At 46.3% G+C, this 18872-nt stretch carries 18 protein-coding genes; 6 read left to right on the forward strand and 12 right to left on the reverse strand.

Features of this window, described 5'->3' with window-relative positions:
* Positions 1-188: 188 nt before the first annotated feature.
* Positions 189-1022: a S8 family peptidase gene (locus ETP43_RS07960; protein WP_129257678.1), complete on the reverse strand. Its 834-nt coding sequence runs from the start codon at positions 1020-1022 to the stop codon at positions 189-191.
* A gap of 102 nt (positions 1023-1124) precedes the next feature.
* On the opposite strand from ETP43_RS07960, the gene ETP43_RS07965 reads away from it, so the two are divergent.
* Both ETP43_RS07965 and ETP43_RS07970 read left to right on the forward strand, forming a co-directional pair.
* Positions 1125-2825, forward strand: a complete 1701-nt coding sequence (locus tag ETP43_RS07965) for a S8 family peptidase (RefSeq protein ID WP_129257679.1) — start codon at positions 1125-1127, stop codon at positions 2823-2825.
* Between the two features lie 84 nt (positions 2826-2909).
* Positions 2910-3179, forward strand: a complete 270-nt coding sequence (locus tag ETP43_RS07970) for a chorion class high-cysteine HCB protein 13 (protein WP_129257680.1) — start codon at positions 2910-2912, stop codon at positions 3177-3179.
* A 103-nt stretch (positions 3180-3282) separates the two neighbouring features.
* On the opposite strand, the gene ETP43_RS07975 is transcribed toward ETP43_RS07970, so the two are convergent.
* Genes ETP43_RS07975 through ETP43_RS07985 form a run of 3 tightly spaced genes read right to left on the reverse strand, consistent with a single transcriptional unit; the run spans position 3283 to position 6170 of the window.
* Positions 3283-4599 (reverse strand): M18 family aminopeptidase, encoded by a 1317-nt coding sequence (locus tag ETP43_RS07975; RefSeq protein ID WP_129257681.1) that lies wholly within the window; start codon positions 4597-4599, stop codon positions 3283-3285.
* Complete coding sequence (locus ETP43_RS07980; RefSeq protein ID WP_129257682.1) at positions 4592-5998, reverse strand: uracil-xanthine permease family protein; 1407 nt, start codon at positions 5996-5998, stop codon at positions 4592-4594. The genes ETP43_RS07975 and ETP43_RS07980 overlap by 8 nt, the downstream gene beginning before the upstream one ends.
* Positions 5979-6170 carry a hypothetical protein gene (locus tag ETP43_RS07985; RefSeq protein ID WP_129257683.1) on the reverse strand — a complete coding sequence of 64 codons (192 nt, stop codon included), beginning with the start codon at positions 6168-6170 and terminating at the stop codon, positions 5979-5981. Before ETP43_RS07985 ends, ETP43_RS07980 begins: the two co-directional genes overlap by 20 nt.
* Positions 6171-6276: 106 nt before the next feature.
* On the opposite strand from ETP43_RS07985, the gene ETP43_RS07990 reads away from it, so the two are divergent.
* Together ETP43_RS07990 and ETP43_RS07995 are read left to right on the forward strand one after the other, a co-directional pair.
* A complete protein-coding gene (locus ETP43_RS07990) occupies positions 6277-6627 on the forward strand; it encodes a hypothetical protein (protein WP_022398500.1) in 351 nt (116 codons plus the stop codon).
* Positions 6628-6643: 16 nt separating this feature from the next.
* Positions 6644-6922: a hypothetical protein gene (locus ETP43_RS07995; RefSeq protein WP_022398499.1), complete on the forward strand. Its 279-nt coding sequence runs from the start codon at positions 6644-6646 to the stop codon at positions 6920-6922.
* 100 nt (positions 6923-7022) lie between these two features.
* Here the strand turns inward: ETP43_RS07995 and pgsA are convergent, their stop codons facing one another.
* The 6 genes from pgsA to ETP43_RS08025 all read right to left on the reverse strand — a co-directional run bounded on the left by pgsA (position 7023) and on the right by ETP43_RS08025 (position 11071).
* Positions 7023-7559 (reverse strand): CDP-diacylglycerol--glycerol-3-phosphate 3-phosphatidyltransferase, encoded by a 537-nt coding sequence (gene pgsA, locus ETP43_RS08000; protein WP_022398498.1) that lies wholly within the window; start codon positions 7557-7559, stop codon positions 7023-7025.
* A complete protein-coding gene (rimO, locus tag ETP43_RS08005) occupies positions 7543-8880 on the reverse strand; it encodes a 30S ribosomal protein S12 methylthiotransferase RimO (RefSeq protein ID WP_129257684.1) in 1338 nt (445 codons plus the stop codon). The genes pgsA and rimO overlap by 17 nt, the downstream gene beginning before the upstream one ends.
* A 75-nt stretch (positions 8881-8955) precedes the next feature.
* Positions 8956-9273 carry a DNA-directed RNA polymerase subunit omega gene (gene rpoZ / locus ETP43_RS08010; protein WP_129257685.1) on the reverse strand — a complete coding sequence of 106 codons (318 nt, stop codon included), beginning with the start codon at positions 9271-9273 and terminating at the stop codon, positions 8956-8958.
* A gap of 3 nt (positions 9274-9276) precedes the next feature.
* Entirely contained in the window at positions 9277-9906 is a 630-nt protein-coding gene (gene gmk / locus ETP43_RS08015; protein ID WP_129257686.1) for a guanylate kinase, read from the reverse strand.
* Complete coding sequence (locus ETP43_RS08020; protein ID WP_022398494.1) at positions 9899-10171, reverse strand: DUF370 domain-containing protein; 273 nt, start codon at positions 10169-10171, stop codon at positions 9899-9901. Before ETP43_RS08020 ends, gmk begins: the two co-directional genes overlap by 8 nt.
* 21 nt (positions 10172-10192) lie before the next feature.
* Positions 10193-11071, reverse strand: coding sequence for a YicC/YloC family endoribonuclease (locus ETP43_RS08025; protein ID WP_022398493.1), 879 nt, complete (start codon positions 11069-11071; stop codon positions 10193-10195).
* Positions 11072-11206: 135 nt separating this feature from the next.
* On the opposite strand from ETP43_RS08025, the gene ETP43_RS08030 reads away from it, so the two are divergent.
* A complete protein-coding gene (locus ETP43_RS08030; RefSeq protein ID WP_129257687.1) occupies positions 11207-12949 on the forward strand; it encodes an Rqc2 family fibronectin-binding protein in 1743 nt (580 codons plus the stop codon).
* Positions 12950-12964: 15 nt separating this feature from the next.
* Positions 12965-15421 (forward strand): cation-translocating P-type ATPase, encoded by a 2457-nt coding sequence (locus ETP43_RS08035; protein WP_330546465.1) that lies wholly within the window; start codon positions 12965-12967, stop codon positions 15419-15421.
* 103 nt (positions 15422-15524) lie between these two features.
* On the opposite strand, the gene ETP43_RS08040 is transcribed toward ETP43_RS08035, so the two are convergent.
* Both ETP43_RS08040 and ETP43_RS08045 read right to left on the reverse strand, forming a co-directional pair.
* Complete coding sequence (locus ETP43_RS08040; RefSeq protein WP_164979649.1) at positions 15525-18257, reverse strand: hypothetical protein; 2733 nt, start codon at positions 18255-18257, stop codon at positions 15525-15527.
* Positions 18258-18531: 274 nt separating this feature from the next.
* Positions 18532-18810 (reverse strand): hypothetical protein, encoded by a 279-nt coding sequence (locus ETP43_RS08045; RefSeq protein ID WP_129257689.1) that lies wholly within the window; start codon positions 18808-18810, stop codon positions 18532-18534.
* Between the last annotated feature and the right edge of the window lie 62 nt (positions 18811-18872).

Below are 18872 nucleotides of genomic sequence, written 5' to 3' on the forward strand. Positions count from 1 at the left end.
AGACGAATAATCATCATTTAACTACAATAAAAGTCCGTGAGAAACCAATAGTAATCGGTTTTCACGGACTTTTTCTATCTTATATCACACAACTTCAAGATGCTGAGACTCTGAGGCTGCATGAAGTTGCGGCAGAGATTGTATCCTGAAAAACATGGTCGTAGCTGCTTTTCTCTTCTGCATTTCGTTTAGAGCGTGAGAAGCTTTCGGATATCCAGTTTTCCCCACCCCTGCCGGTTTCTCGGATATCCGAGGTCGATGCAGGATTCCCGTAACAGCATCTTCACTTCCACGTTCGTAAGAAGCGGATCTTTCTGCAACAGTAAAGCGATCGCACCCGAGACCTTTGGTGTGGACATCGAGGTTCCGCTTTTGATCGCATAACTGTTCCTTTTATTGGCACAGGAGATCACATCGGCGCCCGGAGCGACAAGATCCGGTTTACAGACACATTCTGCCGTCGGACCTGCACCGGAGACGGAACTGATCCGGTCAAGCATATCACTCGCTCCGACGGTGATCACTTTCTTACTGCTTCCCGGAGCTGTGACACTGCCATATGCGGGTCCCATATTTCCTGCCGCGGTTACCACCACAAATCCCTGATCCCATGCCTGTTCTACTGCTTTTACCAGCCGTGTGGCGGCTTTTGAATCTTTTGCTGCAGCGCCCACAGAAATATTGATAATACGGATCCCGTAGCGCTTCTGATTGGCTGAGATCCATTGCAGGGCCCGTAAAACGTCCTGTAATCTTCCGTTTCCCCGTTTATCAAGGATCTTTGCAGCAATCAGGTGGCAGCCGGGCGCAATACCCCGATAATGCCGTTCACAGGCACTTCCGTCCCCTGCAAGAATCCCCGCCACATGAGTTCCGTGCCCGGAGTCATCATAAGGGTAAGGACGGCGTCCAAGAAAATCCTGAAATCCCCGGATCCGATCTCCAAAATCCGCGTGAGGGTACAGTCCGGTATCGAGGATCGCAACACCGATACCGGTTCCCGTCCATGTATTTGCATGCATAGAAAATCTGGCCTTTTTTCTATGTTATGATACCAGGGTCAAAAGGTTAGAAGGAAAGAGAAAACAGGGCATATAGTAGAAAAAAAGACTAACAGGTATACTATGACGCAGCAACAGGAAGATATTTATGCAAATGACAGGATGGATCTGATCATCCCCTACGGAAAGATCGGGGAAGTATACTATCAGCAGATCATCGCTCCGTATACGCCTACGATACTGAACGACCAGTTTGCAGTGATCCATGTACCAATGCGTTCGAATGCGATTCTGGGAAATATTCAGTTTGTGTACAGTCTGGTTCCGAATCTGTATGTTCCGTTAGACACAACCAGTCTGGAAGTCAGCGGAATCCTTCAGACGCAGAACCAGCCGGGATTACAACTTCATGGAGCAAATATATTACTTGGGTTTGTGGATACGGGGATCAACTACACACACCCTGCTTTTTTAACTGCAACCGGTCAAACACGGATCGTGGAAATCTGGGATCAGACACTGCCCTCTCCCGCCGGGGACGGTCCTTTCGGGTACGGGACGGTCTATACGGCAGAACAGATTCAGGAAGCACTCGGGCGGGAGGATCCACTCTCACTTGTTCCGGTCAGTGATCCGCAGGGACACGGAACCTTTGTGACCGGGGTAGCGGCAGGAAGCGAAAATCGGCAGCAGGAATTTATCGGGGCAGCCGATGAGGCACAGATTGCGGTGGTAAAACTGAAAGAGGCAAAACAGCCATTACAGGATTTTTATTTTTATTCCGGCGAAGGACCGGTGTATCAGGAAAATGATATTATGGCGGGAATCCAGTACCTTGTAGAACTGGCAGACCGTCTACAGTTGCCGCTGGTGTTGTGCCTGGCGCTGGGAAGTAATCAGGGGGATCATATGGGATATACCCCGCTCGATATCAGCTTGCAGAACCTTGGCACGGTTCCGGGAATCGCCAGTGTCACCGCAGCGGGGAATGAAGCAGGCAAAGCACACCATTATTTTGGAAGCATTACGGGCAACACGGAATCAGCCTCCGTGGAAATCCTGGTTCCGGACGGATGCAAAGGATTCTTTGTGGAACTGTGGTGCTTCCCGCCGGAACTTTTTTCTGTCGGTTTCCGCTCTCCCTCCGGCGAGGTCATCCCGCGTGTACCTGCAAGACTGGGACAGATGCAGAGTATTCCCTTTTTTCTCGACCGCACGCGCATTGAACTGTATTATGAGGTGGTGCAGAGCACTTCCGGCAGCCAGCTGATCTTTCTTCGGTTTGTGGCTCCCACACCGGGTATCTGGACGATCCAGGTCTATGCATCCGGGAATTCCAGAAGCGAATTCCATCTGTGGCTTCCCATCAGTGGGTTTATCTCCACGAATGTTACATTCCTTACGCCGGATTCTTACACAACCATCACAGCCCCAGGCAATTCGGTGTATGTGATCACAGCGGGCGCTTACGACGCCTACAGCAAAAGCATCTATCTAAACTCCAGCCGTGGTTATACAAGAAATCTGCAGGTAAAACCGGATCTTTGTGCCCCGGGGGTGAATGTAACCGGTCCCGGAGCCAGAGATCGTTATATACAGCGGGACGGAACGAGTGCCGCTGCTGCCTTGACAGCAGGAAGTTGTGCCCTTCTGATGGAATGGGGACGGAATCTGCCGGTTCCCCGGTATCTATCGACCTACGAGATGAAGAATCTCCTGATCCGCGGAGCGGCGAGAAATCAGGATCTGTTCTATCCCAACCGGGAATGGGGCTATGGAACACTGGATGTTTATCAGGTGTTCCGTGCGATCTCCACCACATAAAAAAATTTCCGGTAATTTCGTAACCATCTGCCTGTCCGTTCCATAAGATGAAGTGTAATCAATCCTAAACGGAGGAATACTTCAATGAGTGATATCACTGCTACAAACTGCGGATGCGACAACGGTTGCAACAACGGCTGTAATAACGGATGCAACAATGGTTGCAACGGAACCGGACTGTTTAATCTCTGGGGCGGCAACGGAAGCTGCAGCTGCATCCTTTGGGTTCTGATCCTTCTGGCATGCTGCGGAAACAATGACGGATGTGGATGCGGAAATGACAACAGCTGCTGCCTGATCCTGCTGATCCTTCTGTTCTGCGGCGGATGTGGAAACGGAAACGGCTGCTTCTGATGACCGAATTCTCAAAACGATAAAAAAGGCAGGTGCATGGCAATTTGATGCACCTGCCTTTTGGCAGTATAAACATAATTATATATGTATACAATACGCTTATTTACATATGTTCAATCGTATATCTTCCGTATCCGTCCTCGCAGATCGAGCTTTCAAAGAAATATGCCGCTGCGCGGATCAAATACCCGGTATCCTCGCTTCCGGCTGTCTCGTAAGGCGAATGCATGGCGAGCTGCGGAAGTCCGATATCTACGGTATTTAACGCCACCTGCGTGTTGGAGATATTGCCGAGGGTAGAACCTCCCGCCATATCCGAACGGTTTAAGAAGGTCTGATACGGAACCTCTGCCCGCTTGCAGATCTCCTGGAAAATACCGGCTGCCACGCCGTCGGTGGTATACTTCTGGTTGGCACTGTATTTGATCACAATACCACCGTTCATATACGGACGGTTGGTCGGACACGCTTTTTCCGCGTAATTCGGATGTACGGCATGTGCGTTATCCGCGGAGATCATAAAGCTGTTCGCCAGATATCTGCGGTATGCGGCAGGGGATTTACCCATTGCCTCACAGATGCGAACCAGCGTGTCATACAGCAGAGTAGACGCGGCTCCCTGCTTGCTGGAACTTCCTACTTCTTCGTTGTCGAAGACGCAGTGCAGCGGAATACTCTCTCCGTCTTTTGCATGCAAAAAGCCTTCCAGAGAAGAAAATGCACACTGCAGGTCATCCAAGCGACCGCAGGAAATATATTCTTCCGAAGCACCCCAGACACTTCCGGGCGTCCGGCTGTATACATAGAGATCATGTGCCAGAATATCATTTTCGGTAACACCGGCAAGTTCTGCAATACGTGCCATAAAAGTGCCTTTGGCGGTTTCATCACCGTACAAAGGAAGCAGATCTTTCTGTGGATTGAACTTTACGCCGTTGTTGGCATCACGGTTCATGTGGATCGCAAGACTTGGAATCATGACCAGGTCTTTTTTTACATCCACCAGTTTGGTGACGATCTGGTTCCCCTCTTTCACGACCAGACGACCTGCTACGGACAGTGGGCGGTCAAACCACGGGGCACAAAGCATACCGCCGTATTTTTCCACGTTCAGTTTTACATAGTGTCCTTCCGCTTCCATCTCCGGGTTCTCTTTGATCTTGAACATCGGGGAATCACTGTGGCTTGCCATGATCTGGAAGCCTTTCCATTCCGCTGTCGGGATCCGGAATGCGATGATGGAAGAACCGTTGCGGATGACATAGTATTTTCCACCTGCCTGCAGATTCCAGTCACTTCCCTCAAGAAGTGGCTGGTAACCTTCTGTGTCCAGTCTGCACCGCATCGTTTCGATCGCATGAAATGCAGTTGGACTGCTTTCAATAAAAGAAAATAATTTTTCGGTTGTCGTATTATGCATTCTTTTTACCTGTACTTGCATGGATTCCACGGTTCTCATCACCGGACTCGTTGACACCGAATTCGTAGTCGTTACCCGGCAGGATAATGTTCAGCAGAATACCTGCGATGGCTGCGATAGCAAGTGCTGTCAGGGTGATCGGAGTATCTGCGATGGTAAATGTGATACCATTGCTGAATCCAAGACCGCAGACAAAGATCACACCTGCGATGATCAGGTTTCTTGATTTGGTCAGATCTACTTTGTTTTCTACTACGTTACGCACACCGATTGCAGAAATCATACCATACAGCATGAAGCTGACACCACCGATGATGGATGACGGCATGGTGCTGATGATCGCAGATACCTTCGGGATAAAGCTGACGATGATCGCAAAGCATGCAGCGATACGGATAACCAGCGGATCATGGACACGGCTCAGTTCCAGTACACCGGTATTTTCTCCGTATGTGGTGTTTGCCGGTCCACCGAGGAAACCTGCCAGAGCAGTTGCCAGACCATCACCAAGCAGTGTTCTGTGAAGTCCCGGTTCTGCCAGGAAGTTCTTTCCTACGGTTGCAGAGATTGCGGACATATCACCTACGTGCTCCATCATGGTTGCAATAGCGATCGGAGCCATAACCAGGATCGCTGTCACATCAAATTTTGCGAACTGCATCGGAGGAAGACCTACCCAGTTTGCGGAAGCTACAGAAGAAAAGTTCAGGATCGCAGATCCGTCCGGATTGGTGATTCCCATCGCATTCATGATCAGCGCTACCACATAGGAGATCACAACGCCCATCAGGATCGGAATGATCTTGAACATACCTTTTCCCCAGATGTTAAAGATGATGATGACTGCCAGAGCAACAACGGCAAGGAACCAGTTGGTGGACGCGTTGTTGATCGCAGAACCTGCAAGACTAAGTCCGATACAGATAATAACCGGTCCGGTTACTACAGGAGGAAGGAATCTCATTACGCGTTTTACACCTACCAGACGGATGATCAGAGCCAGAATCAGATACATCAGTCCGGCTACAACTACACCACCGCAGGCATACGCTGCCTTGTCATTGACACTCATGGTTGCATACATACCGGTGTTCAAGTTGGCTACAGTAGAAAATCCTCCTAAGAAAGCAAAGGAAGATCCTAGGAAAGCCGGAACCTGGAACTTAGAGCATACATGGAATAACAGAGTACCGAAACCTGCACAAAACAGGGTAACAGCAACCGTCAGACCACGTGTCGGACCTTCGCCGCAGGCATCTACAAAGTAGCTGTTTACCAGGATCGGAACCAGGATGGTTGCACCGAACATCGCAAACATATGCTGCAGACCAAGGATTAACATTTTCGGGATACCGAGCTGTTTGGCATCGCGAATTACATCATTTGTTTGATTTGTCATAACGTCTCCTTTTTCTTATTTTATTATTTTTCGCCTGTTCTATTATAGGGGTATTCCGGGTGGATTGCAAGGAATTTCCTTTCCGTTTTCGTTCCAGACATTCGGTATCCAGTTCATAGAGTGCATTTCCGTCAATCACCAGTTTCTCCGCTTCTTTTTTTCGACTCTTCATAACAGTACTTCCTTTCACCAGTTACATTCCTACTGTTATCTTATGCAGCCGGCGTCTCTTTTTCCGGCGCGCAGCATAAGATAGTAGAAAAAACGGGGAAGTTTTTATGAATGAAGAACATACCTCTCCGATGACACCTCTGGATCAGATGCTGGCGCAGGATTCTCTGCAAATGTTAAAAGCAGCCGTTCCGTATTTCCCGGCAGGCGCCCAGCGGATCTTTGCCCTGTATGCAAAAATGATGGAGCTTTCGCATACGATCTCCATGTTTTCCGGAGGACCGGCAGAGCTGACGATGATGTCCGAGCAGCCCCGGTCTTCACAGCCTCTGGACATTCTGCAGCAGCTTCGAACGTATGCAGGCGACAGCCAGAAAGAAACGATCGATCAGATCTTGTTTGCTTTTCACGCACTGGAGATTTTGCAGATGCCGCAGGAACCCGCAGAACCACTTTGATCAGGAGGTGACAAACATGGCTCAGGAATGGATGAATGACCCCACACTGGCAGGCATCGATCCCGCCAAGATGGCACTGTTAAATTCTCTGGTACAGCAGGGCAGCAAAAAGAATCAGAATGAAATGCTTGCGTTTTTAATGTCTGCCGCAGCCAATTCCAAAAGAAACGGACTGCAGTTCAGTCCGGGGGAAATGGATATGATCGCGAAGGCGTTGAAAAAAGGAAAATCGCCGCAGGAAACCGCAAAGATGGACCGGATGCTGTCGATGATGAAAATGCTCCGGCGGGGATAAAAGAGAAACGCCATCGGATCGATACCAAAAGAAAGGATATATGTATTCGCAAATGAAATACATATATCCTTTCTTCCTGCTTTAATATCTCTGCGGTATGTTATTCCTGCATGGAAAGAACACTGCGGTTCTGCCACAGATAGGTGATCAGGGAAATCACGGTCAGGATCAGAGAAGCATAGATCAGGATCTGTTCCACAACCACAAATCCACCACCAAGGTTCGCGATCAGGACGATGATCATAAACATCTGGCAGACGGTTTTGCATTTTCCCCAGTAGTTGGCTGCGATCACGACACCGTTATCGGAAGCGATCAGACGGAAACCGCTGATCACAAACTCACGTCCGATGATGATGATAACGATCCAGCTCGGGATCCGGGACATGTCAACCAGACAGATCATTGCGGAGCAAACCAGCAGCTTATCTGCCAGCGGATCCATGAATTTCCCAAAATTGGTCACCAGATTATCGCGGCGTGCCAGATAGCCATCCAGCATATCGGTCAGGCTGGCTACGATAAAGATGGCAAGTGCCACCCATTTGGACCAGGTGCCAAAATTTCCAAGAAGAAATACTACAAAAAACGGAATCAAAATAACACGAAGCATCGTAAGTTTATTCGGTGTATTCATCTGCAATCTCTCCTATCAAATCATATTCCAGGGACCCGGTCACATGTGCTTTCACAAAATCACCGGACATCAGAAGTTCGCCGGTATTGATAAACATGTAGCCGTCAATTCCCGGTGCATCTGCGTAAGTACGTCCCACATAAGCATTCTCGTCTGCTACTTTTCCCTCGATCATTACCAGGTAGTCTTTTCCGACACATTTTTCTCCGCGTTCCAGAGAAATCTCCTGCTGCAGTTCCATCAGGTCTGCCTGACGATCCTGTTTGACTTCCTCCGGGATCTGATCTTCCATGGTTGCCGCCGGTGTGTCTTCTTCCGGAGAATAGGTAAATACGCCGAGACGGTCAAACTCCATCTGATCCACGAATTCCATCAGTTCTTCATGATCTTCCTGTGTCTCTCCCGGGAAACCGGTGATCAGTGTGGTGCGAAGAACGATATCCGGGATCTCTTTTCGAAGTGTGGATACGATATCGATCAGCTGCTGTTTGGAGGTACGTCTTCCCATCCGTTTTAAGATCCTATCGCTCGCATGCTGAATCGGCAGATCCAGGTAATGACAGATCTTCTTCTCATCGCGGATCGTCTCGATCAGTTCCGGATAAATTTCTTCCGGATAACAGTACAGAACACGGATCCAGACGATACCAGGGATCTTGCACAGCTCTTTTAATAACAGGTGCAGAGATTTCTTACCGTAAAGATCGGTTCCATAGATTGTAGTCTCCTGCGCCACCAGGATCAGTTCCTTGACGCCCTGTTCTGCCAGCTGTTTTGCCTGTTCGATCAGCGTTTCCATCGGAACACTGCGGTAATTTCCGCGAATCTTCGGGATGATGCAGTAGGTGCAGTGTTTGTCGCAACCTTCTGCAATCTTCAGATATTCATAAAAACCGCCGGTTGTGATCATACGTTTTCCCGGCATCTGTGGAATCCCTTCCAGCGGTGTAAATACGTGGCTTACTTTTCCTTTCAAAGCCTCGTCTACGGCATCTAAAAGCGCCGCCTGGCTGTTGGTACCAAGAACTGCGTCCACTTCCGGGATCTCTTTGGTGATCTCTTCTTTGTAACGCTGTGCCAGACATCCGGTTACGATCAGAGCTTTCAGATTACCCTCGGTTTTATAGTTCGCCATATCAAGAATCGCCTGAATACTCTCTTCCTTTGCATCATGGATAAAACAACAGGTGTTGACAACGATCACCTCTGCCTGTGATTCATCATCTGTCACTTCAAATCCACGGCTTACCAGTGCACCAAGCATTTCCTCGGAATCTACCAGGTTCTTATCACATCCCAGAGACATGAAAAATATATACATAGATAAATAAATCCTTTCCGTTCGTGTAAAAAGGGATGCCAGCACGCATCTGCACAACATCCCTTCTGATCCTTTTTACTCTTCTGTAGTTTCTTCTGCTGCTTCCTCTTCAGTTTCCAGTTCTTTTTCCAGAGCTGCTTCTGCCTCAGCCTCTTCTACATCTTCGCTGTCCGGAATGATATTTACTTTTCCTTTGTAAACCTCTTCTACTGCGATAGACAGCGGTTTGTTCAGCGGATAATTTACCATCGGTTCTGCACCTGCGATCAGCTGTCTTGCACGTTTACTGGTAGCAAGTACGATGGAGTAACGGCTGTTACATACAGGAGTATCACTCTCCTCAACGTCTTTGTTTACTGCCTGAATTAATTCTGTATAAGATGGATGTATCATAGTTTATTCTCCTTTCATTTCTTTGAGTTCTTTTTGTATATCAGCAACCAGATCAAGATTCTCGGACACCTTCAGGTGTTCTCTCTGAATCAGCTGGTGAACTTCCTTGACACAGGTATCCAGATCATTATTGACGACCAGATACTGATAACGATCCATGCTCTCGGACTCTTCCGCAGCACGGCGCATACGACCGTTGATCACGTCCATGGTTTCTGTTCCACGGTCTACCAGACGACGTTTCAGTTCTTCGGCGGACGGCGGGGTTATGAATAATAACAGTGCCTGTGGATTCTTCTCTTTTACTTTCAGTGCACCCTGTACTTCAATCTCCAGGATCACGTCTTTACCGGCTGCCAGCTGTTCTTCGACATAGGCTTTCGGTGTACCGTAATAATTATCTACATACCGTGCGTATTCATACAGTGCATCCTGACGAATCAGTTCTTCAAATTCTTCCTTGGTCTTAAAGAAATACTCCCGACCATTTTCCTCACCCGGCCGTGGATTTCTTGTAGTCGCTGAGATGGACAGCGCGTAGCAGTCATAGTTCTTCATCAGTTCTTTGACTACGGTTCCTTTTCCGGCACCTGAAAAACCGGAAATAATTACCAGACTTCCTTTTTTACTCATCCAGATCACCTTTTTCTTCTATAATTTTTTCTGCATGAAGACGCTTCCCGATGGTATCCGGCTGCAATGCCGACAAAACCAGAAATCCTTCCTGGGTGACAAGCACCGCTTTTGTCCGTCTTCCCTGGGTAGCATCAATCACTTTCTTTTCTTCTTTTCCCTGCTGCACCATCCGTTTTACCGGGGCAGCATCCGGATTGACTACGGCAACGATTTTGTCCCGGTTGACAATATTACCGAATCCGATATTAATAAAACCGGCCATTCCGTGTCCTCATTCTGCGGACTATTCAATATTTTGAATCTGTTCCCGCACTTTCTCAATCTCTGTCTTCAGGTCGATTGCCAGGTTGGATGTCTCGAGATCATTTGCCTTGGACAGTATCGTGTTTGCCTCCCGGTTCATCTCCTGTGCGATGAAATCCAGTTTCCGACCGATCCCCTCGCCCTCGGCAAGTACATCTTTCATATGCTGGATATGACTTTTCAGGCGAACGGTTTCCTCATCTGTACAGATCTTGTCTGCATAGATGATCACTTCCGATGCGATCCGGCTCTCTTCGATCTGCGTATCGCCTAATAGTTCTTTCATCTTATCTTCCAGTTTCTGCCGGTACTCCTGGAGAATCTGCGGTGAACGCTCCTCCACCATTCCAACTTTTTCAAGCATCTGATCAAGTTTCTGCACAAGATCAGTGCGGAGGTTTTCCCCTTCTGTTTTCCGTGTTGTAACAAACTGTTCGCAGGCTTTCCGGAGAACTTGTTCCAGAAGCCCCCATAATTCTTTTTCATCCGAATCCGCTTCTTCCATTGTAAATACATCCTGGAACCTGCCAAGCTCCGCTGCGGTGATGTCATTACGGATACCAAAGGTATCTGCCATCTCCTTAAAGTAAGCCATGTACTGACCGGCTACTTCCCGATTATACTGCAGAATCATATGAGACTGTGTAAAATCCTCGTAGCTGATAAATACATCAACCTTTCCTCTCAGCATGTACTCTTTCAGCAGTGTACGGATCGCACTGTCAAAAAAGCTGAGCTTTTTCGGCATCTTGATATTAAAGTCCAGATACCGATGATTTACGGATTTGATCTCAACCGTAAATTTGTGCTGCTCGTCCTGTGCCTCGGCTCTTCCAAATCCTGTCATGCTTTTAATCATAATAGTTCTCTCACTTTAAATAATTCTTAATTATTGCTTAATATGCATATGTTTTTATTATAAGTCATTACAAAACCCTAGTCAAATCCTTTTTTTCTGTTATAATAAAAATATTCAAAGAAGGAGTGTGTTTTTATGGCTTTTGACGGAATTACAATTGCAAATATTGTAACAGAATTAAACCAGACCATCACCGGCGGCAAGATCAATAAGATCGCTCAGCCGGAAAATGATGAGTTGATCATAACCATTAAAAATCAGCGGAAACAGTACCGTTTGTTTTTATCAGCCAGTGCTTCTCTCCCGCTGATTTATCTGACCGAAACCAATAAACCAAGCCCGCTGACAGCGCCGAACTTCTGTATGCTCTTAAGAAAACATATCGGAAGCGGCAAGATCATCGCGGTAGAACAGCCCGGTATGGAACGAATCATCCGTTTTACGATCGAGCATCTGAATGAACTGGGTGATCTGTGTACCAAATATCTGATCGTGGAGATCATGGGAAAACACAGCAATATTATCTTCTGTAACGAAGAAGATCAGATCATCGACAGTATCAAGCACGTATCCGCACATATGAGTTCTGTCAGGGAAGTTCTTCCGGGACGTCCGTATTTTATCCCGGAAACCCAGTCAAAACTGAACCCGTTCACATTGACCGAAGAGCTTTTCCGGGAAAAGATTTTCCCGCGTCCGATGAATGTGGCGAAAGCGATCTATACTTCTATCACAGGCATCAGTCCGTTGATGGCGGAAGAAGTCTGCTACCGTGCCGGCATCGACGGCGGCATCCCTACGGACGGTCTTAACGATGCAGAACGGGTGCATCTGGCACATACCTTTCTTCGCATGGTGGAAGATATCCGGGACGGACATTTTGAGCCGAACATTATATATAAAGGAAAAGAGCCGGTAGAATTTTCCTGTTTCCCGTTATCTCAGTATCAGGATTACCGCTCCGTCTCCTACCCTTCGATCTTCCCGGTACTGGAGACATACTATGCTGAAAAGAATATCGTCACCAAGATGCGACAGAAAACAGTGGATCTGCGAAAGATCGTACAGAATGCGCTGGAACGAAACGTGAAAAAATATCAGTTGCAGCAAAAACAGCTCAAAGATACCGAAAAGAAAGAAAAATACCGTGTCTGGGGCGAACTGTTGAATACTTACGGCTACGAAGTAGAACTTGGGGCAAAATCCATGGAAGCGTTGAATTATTACACAAACGAGATGATCAAGATTCCACTGGATGAAACAATGACACCACAGGAAAATGCAAAGAAATATTTCGATAAATACAGTAAGTTAAAGCGAACCAAAGAGGCATTGGATACGCTTTTACAGGAAACCGGGGACGAGATCAAACATCTTGAATCCATCGCCGCTTCTCTTGATATCGCATCTTCGGAAGAAGATCTGATACAGATCAAAGAAGAGATGATGGAATACGGTTATGTAAAACGGAAAAATACAGGTGGCGGCAAAAAAGTACGAATCACCTCCCGCCCGTATCATTATATTTCCAGCGATGGATATGATATCTATGTCGGAAAAAATAATTTTCAGAATGACGAGCTTTCCTTTAAATTTGCTTCCGGCAACGACTGGTGGTTTCACGCCAAAGGGCAGCCGGGATCGCATGTGATTGTAAAATCCAAAAATGAAGAACTTCCGGACCGTACCTTTGAGGAGGCCGGCAAACTGGCTGCTTACTACTCCAAAGGCCGACAGGCACCGAAAGTGGAAATTGATTATACACAGAAGAAAAATCTCCGGAAGCCAACTGGCGGGAAACCGGGATTTGTCGTATATTATACCAACTATTCTCTTCTGATCGAGCCGGACATCACGGGACTTCAGCAGGTACAGTAAAAGGAGGCAGCGCCATTGAAGAAAACAAAAGATTCTCAGGAAGCAAAGATTCTGAGAAAACCGGTAGCGCGGATTGAGACAGCCGCGGATACCGGTCTTACCCAGGCACAGGTAAAGGAACGAATGGAAAAGGGCTGGAGCAATGCTCCGGTGGACTCTCCTTCCAAAACGACGAAGGAAATTATCACAAGTAACGTATTCACGTATTTTAACCTGATTTTCATTGTGATCGCCGTTTTGCTGATCATGGTCGGCGCATTTCGTGATCTGACTTTCTTACCGGTTATTATCTGTAATACGCTGATCGGTATCATTCAGGAGATCCGCTCCAAGAAAGTTCTGGATAATCTGAGTGTGTTAAATGCTCCGAAAGCAACCGTTATGCGTGACGGTAAGTTCCAGACGATTCCTGCTGAACAGGCAGTGCTGGATGATGTTGTAAAGTTTCAGGCGGGTAATCAGATCTGTGCCGATGCTAGTGTGATTGACGGAGAAGTACAGGTCAACGAATCCCTGCTGACCGGCGAATCCGACGAAATCACGAAAAAGCCGGGGGATACACTGATGTCCGGAAGTTTTGTGGTTTCCGGTTCCTGTCTTGGCCGTCTCGAACAGGTCGGCGCAGATTCTTATATCTCAAAACTGACGCTGGAGGCAAAGGCAACCAAAGAAGGCGAACAGTCCGAGATGATTCGCTCACTGAATAAGCTGGTACAGGTTGTAGGATTTTTGATCATTCCGATTGGTATCGTCCTTTTTGTACAGCAGTATCTGCTCGGTGACAGTTCGATCAAAACCAGTATGCAGGCGATGGTTGCTGCGATCATCGGTATGATCCCGGAAGGATTGTATCTGCTTGCCAGTGTGGCTCTGGTGGTCAGTGTCATGCGGCTGGCGCAGAAAAAGGTTCTGGTTCACGATATGAAATGTATCGAGACACTTGCCCGGGTTAATGTACTATGTGTTGATAAGACCGGTACAATTACCGAAAATACAATGAAGGTTCACGATGTGGTTTCTCTGGAACCTTATGAAAAAGAAGAACTTCCACCGTTAAAAGAACTGCTGGGTGATTTTGCCCATGCGATGTCAAAAGATAATATAACGATGGCAGCGATGCAGGAGTATTTTACACAGGGAAGCGGACAGGTTGCCACTTCCGTGACTTCCTTCTCTTCTGCTTTCAAATACAGCAGCGCGACATTCGGTACGGTTTCTTATGTACTTGGTGCACCGGAGTTTGTACTTCGGAACGATTATGAGACATATAAAGAAACGATCGAATCTTATGGTAGCGAAGGTTACCGAGTTCTCGTCTTCGGGCGATATGAGGGAACACCAGACGGAAAGGCACTGACAGAATCCGTGATTCCATATGGACTTGTATTGCTTGCCAACCCGATCCGAAAAGAGGCCTGGGAGACATTTCAGTATTTTGCGGATCAGGGTGTGGATATCAAGGTTATCTCCGGTGATAATCCGGTTACGGTATCGAAAGTGGCTTCTCAGGCGGGAATCGCCAACGCCGATAATTATATTGATGCCAGCCAGTTAAAGACACCGGATGATATCAAACGGGCTGTATTAAAATACACGGTCTTTGGTCGTGTGACACCGGATCAGAAACGTCAATTTGTCCGTGCATTAAAAGAAGCCGGAAAAACGGTTGCAATGACCGGTGACGGCGTCAACGATGTACTGGCACTGAAAGATGCGGACTGCAGTATCGCGATGGCATCGGGAAGTGATGCAGCGGCACAGGCGTCTCAACTGGTATTGTTGGAATCGAATTTTTCCTGTATGCCTTCGGTTGTACTGGAAGGTCGTCGGGTTGTCAATAACATCGAACGTTCCGCCAGCCTGTTTCTGGTAAAGAACATTTTCAGTTTTCTGCTGTCACTGTTCTCCATGGCGTTTATGATCACCTATCCGCTGGAACCGTCACAGATTTCCATGGTCGCCATGTTCACCATCGGTATACCGGCATTCCTGCTGGCGATGGAACCGAACAAGAAGATGATCGAGGGACACTTTCTTACGAATGTACTTTTAAAAGCACTGCCGGCCGGCCTTACGGATGTCCTGATCGTAGGATTCCTTACCGTGTTTGGACAGACATTCGGATTATCCAATGAAGAAATTTCCACGGCAGCCACGCTTCTGCTGGCAATCGTCGGCCTGATGATTCTCTTCAAGATCAGTAAACCGATGAATGTGTTCCGCTGGATCGTATGGGGCGGCATGGTCGCCGGACTGCTGTTCTGTGTGATCTTTTTGAAGGATCTGTTTGGAATTGGAGTGATGACGCGGAAGTGCTGTATGACACTGATCATCTTCGCGATCGCTACGGAGCCGCTGTTGAGGTATATTTCACAGATCGTGGCGGGGGCTCGGAAACGGGTATTACGAAAATATGAAAAACGGCTGGATAAAAAATATCCGACACGGAGTAAAATAAAAAAAGAAAGATAAAAAGAAGAGGGAGTCGATAGCTGTTAGAACTATCGATTTCCTCTTCTTTTCAGTTCCGACGATCTGCCGGACAATTAACAAGATACCTTGAAAAATGAATGGATTACAATTCCTTCACCATTTCTCCCTCTGAATTAAACAGATATGCTTTTCCATTGACATAGCAGGTTCCAGTATACAGTTTTCCAGTAACTCCCGCATAATACCAATGACCCCAACGGTAGATCCAGCGATTGGTTACCAGATGACCATTGTCGTCATACATATATAACACATATGTAGAATCGGTTGTCCAGCTTCTGGTGATTCCACAAACCATCTGCCCATATTCTACATAATACTGACCGATATTACCTTCATATGCCTTTCCGTCTTTGAAATAGTACCATACATTTCCCGTCGTTTCTTTATTCAGATACCAGCCGTCAGAAACAGGAGTTCTTTTTCCATCCTTGTCATAAAGGAATAATGTATCTCCTACACGTCCATAAGTATTCGCTTCCATACAGCCATTTCCCATGAAGAAATCATAGGTTGTACCATTGATCGTCTGCGTTCCGGTTACAAGTTTACCATTTTTCACATAATACCAGTTGCCCCAGCGATCCTGTTTCCAGCCTGGTGTTGTATCAATAATACCATCCTGGTTAATCCAGTAAAGATCTCCGGTATCCTTATCCTCAAAGAAATTTTGCCGTATCATGGCTGTGCCACCGCCAAAATGATACATATGTCCGTTAATCACTTTGTCTTCCGTATTGAGTGTTCCGTCCGTATTGATATAGTACCATTCGCCGCCAACAGATACCCAGCCTGTTGTGTTCACATATCCCTGCCATGCACCGCCTGATGCAAACCGGGATACCTGTCCGCCAATTTTCATAAGTGTATTCTCTACCATATAGATACCGTCGAAATAATACCATTTACCGTTGATTTTTTTCCAGTCATCTTCAACCAGAACAGTATCTCCGGTCTTCGCATCTTTTGCTGCATAATGCCAGCTTCCATATTGATAGAGCCAGCCGGTCTGAACAGTTCCATCACTTCCCAGATAACAGGATTGTTCACTGTTATGTTCAGCAGGAACGGTACGGTCCGTGATCATCTTACCATTTACAAGATAGTAAGAATGATTCAGCCAGCCATTGTATGGTTCTCCATTTGCTGCATAATACCAGAAACCTTCAATGAGCTGCCAGCCGTTTTTCTCTCCGATGGTTGCCTGTTTCCGACCGTTCTCATCAAAGACATACCATTTACCATCGATATATTCTGAACCAATTGCCATAACTCCTTTGGCACCGACATAGTACATGCCATTCTTGAGCCACTGGTTAGTGCATACAGCTCCTGAAGCATCTGTATAATACCATTCTATGCCTTTTTTTACCCACTGATTTTTAATGAGAACACCGGATGCATCCGCTACATAGGTATATTCATGGGCGCCATCCCATACAGAAATAAAGCCGGTCTGCATAATTCCATTTTCATCAAAATAGTAGGATTTTCCTTTTACATCTATGATTTCATTAGCTGCGGCTTCACCGGTTCCTTTGACATAGTACCAGATTCCATCGATCTGTTTCCAGCCTGGTGCTTTACTGACGGCACCATACTGATCTGCGAATAACACAGTAGATACCCATTCGCCATTTTCATCCTCGTAATTTGCCCAGAAGGACCCGGTCCGCATGATACCATCTTCATCAAAATAAAACTGTTTTCCATTAATTGTCTTCAGCGACGCCATGGTAACAACATCTTTTTCATCAAACCAGTACCATTTTTTGTTTTCCGGGGACTGATACCAGCCAGTTGCAGATACTACTTTTCCACTCGGTTCCGCCAGTCTGTTATAACCAAGTTTTTCATCATAAAAAACGCCAGTTGCCATTGTTCCATCAGAATTAAAATAATATAAAGTACCACGGATGGTTGCGTAGGTATCTTTCAGTATTTCCCCATCTTTATAGTAATACCACGAACCGTCAATCATCTGCCAGCCGGTATTGGCTGAAGTATCCTGTACCGTCAGCGCTCCATTACTGTCTGCTTTGTACATAATACCATTAACGATAATCGTCTTATTTTTCACACGATAACCGCTTTCATCAAAATAATACAATACATCGCCGTCCTGTAAAAATTTTTCACAGTATGCGATATAATCGTCACCGTAATATTCTGCCTTGCCAGGGCCAGGATACTGGTTCCAACCTTTGTAAAGATGTCCGTTATCGTCAGCATAAATCTGTCCAGAAATCCATGTCTGAGACTCCTCATCGTAATAAGAAATCCAGGTAGTTCCCGATACAGCCATCACACCTTCTTCGTTGAAATAATATCCATAGATGGAACCATCTTCGTCTTCGATCTCTACGATGACTTCCTGAAGTTTTTCTCCATTTTCATAATAATATGTATTTCCATTTTCATCGGTGTACCAGCCATCTGTGGGAATGCCGTCTTCTTCGTCGCCTTCGACAGTTCCCTGATCCGTAACCGGAGCTGTATCATTGGAAATTCCGTCACCGGAAACCGTTTCTTCCGGAACGACCTGTTCATCACCTGTGATTTCCGCGGTGCTTTCATCACCGGATGGTACAGGCTCCTCAATTGTTTTCTGATCCACTTCTTCCTGTGTTTTCTCTTCCCTTGAAACCCCTTCAGGGGCTTCCTTATTCGCCTGATCAGTAACCACTTCCTGCTGCTCTTCTGTTCCCGCCTCAACCTGTGGAGTTTCGGCAAGATCTGCCGCCATTGCCGGTGTGACAGAACTGATACTCAGAGCTGCCACGCAAAGTAATGCACATACTTTTTGTTTTTTCATGTGTATTTCCTCCCTCATCACAAAAGTTTATATGTGTATAATAGCACAAAAATGATTGAAATCAAATAAAAATTTATTGTATTTTCATAAATATATATTATTTTCAGAAAAAATAAATCATTATATTGTTAATGAAAATCAATTTTACGAGAAATTATTTGTGATTTTTACAAACGGGATAGAAATTATCTTATGAATAACGAAGAAAAGCCATAATCGAATCAGATGTTGATTCGGTTATGGCTTCTGTAGTATAAAAATATGCGATAGCTTTTTACAAAGCTTTGATCATGGCACCATTCTGATCAAACAGATATGCTTTGCCATTGACATAGCAGGTTCCTTCTTCCGTTATCTGCTGTTCCTGGCTCTGGTTATTTGAATCGACCACGATATCATCGGGCAACTCATATTCTTCCTGGTTTTCTTTTTCATAAAGAGTTTCTTCTGTTTCGTTCAGACTTGGATACCTGTCATCTGCTTTCGCTGGTGTAGCGAGGCTCATACTTATTGCAGCAATGCAAAACAACGCACACACTTTTTGTTTTTTCATCTGTAGTGTTCCCCCTCATTACGAATGTTTGTGTAAGTATGATAACATAAAAGTGCCAAGCT

The organism is Blautia faecicola (genome assembly GCF_004123145.1).
GTDB lineage: Bacteria > Bacillota > Clostridia > Lachnospirales > Lachnospiraceae > Oliverpabstia > Oliverpabstia faecicola.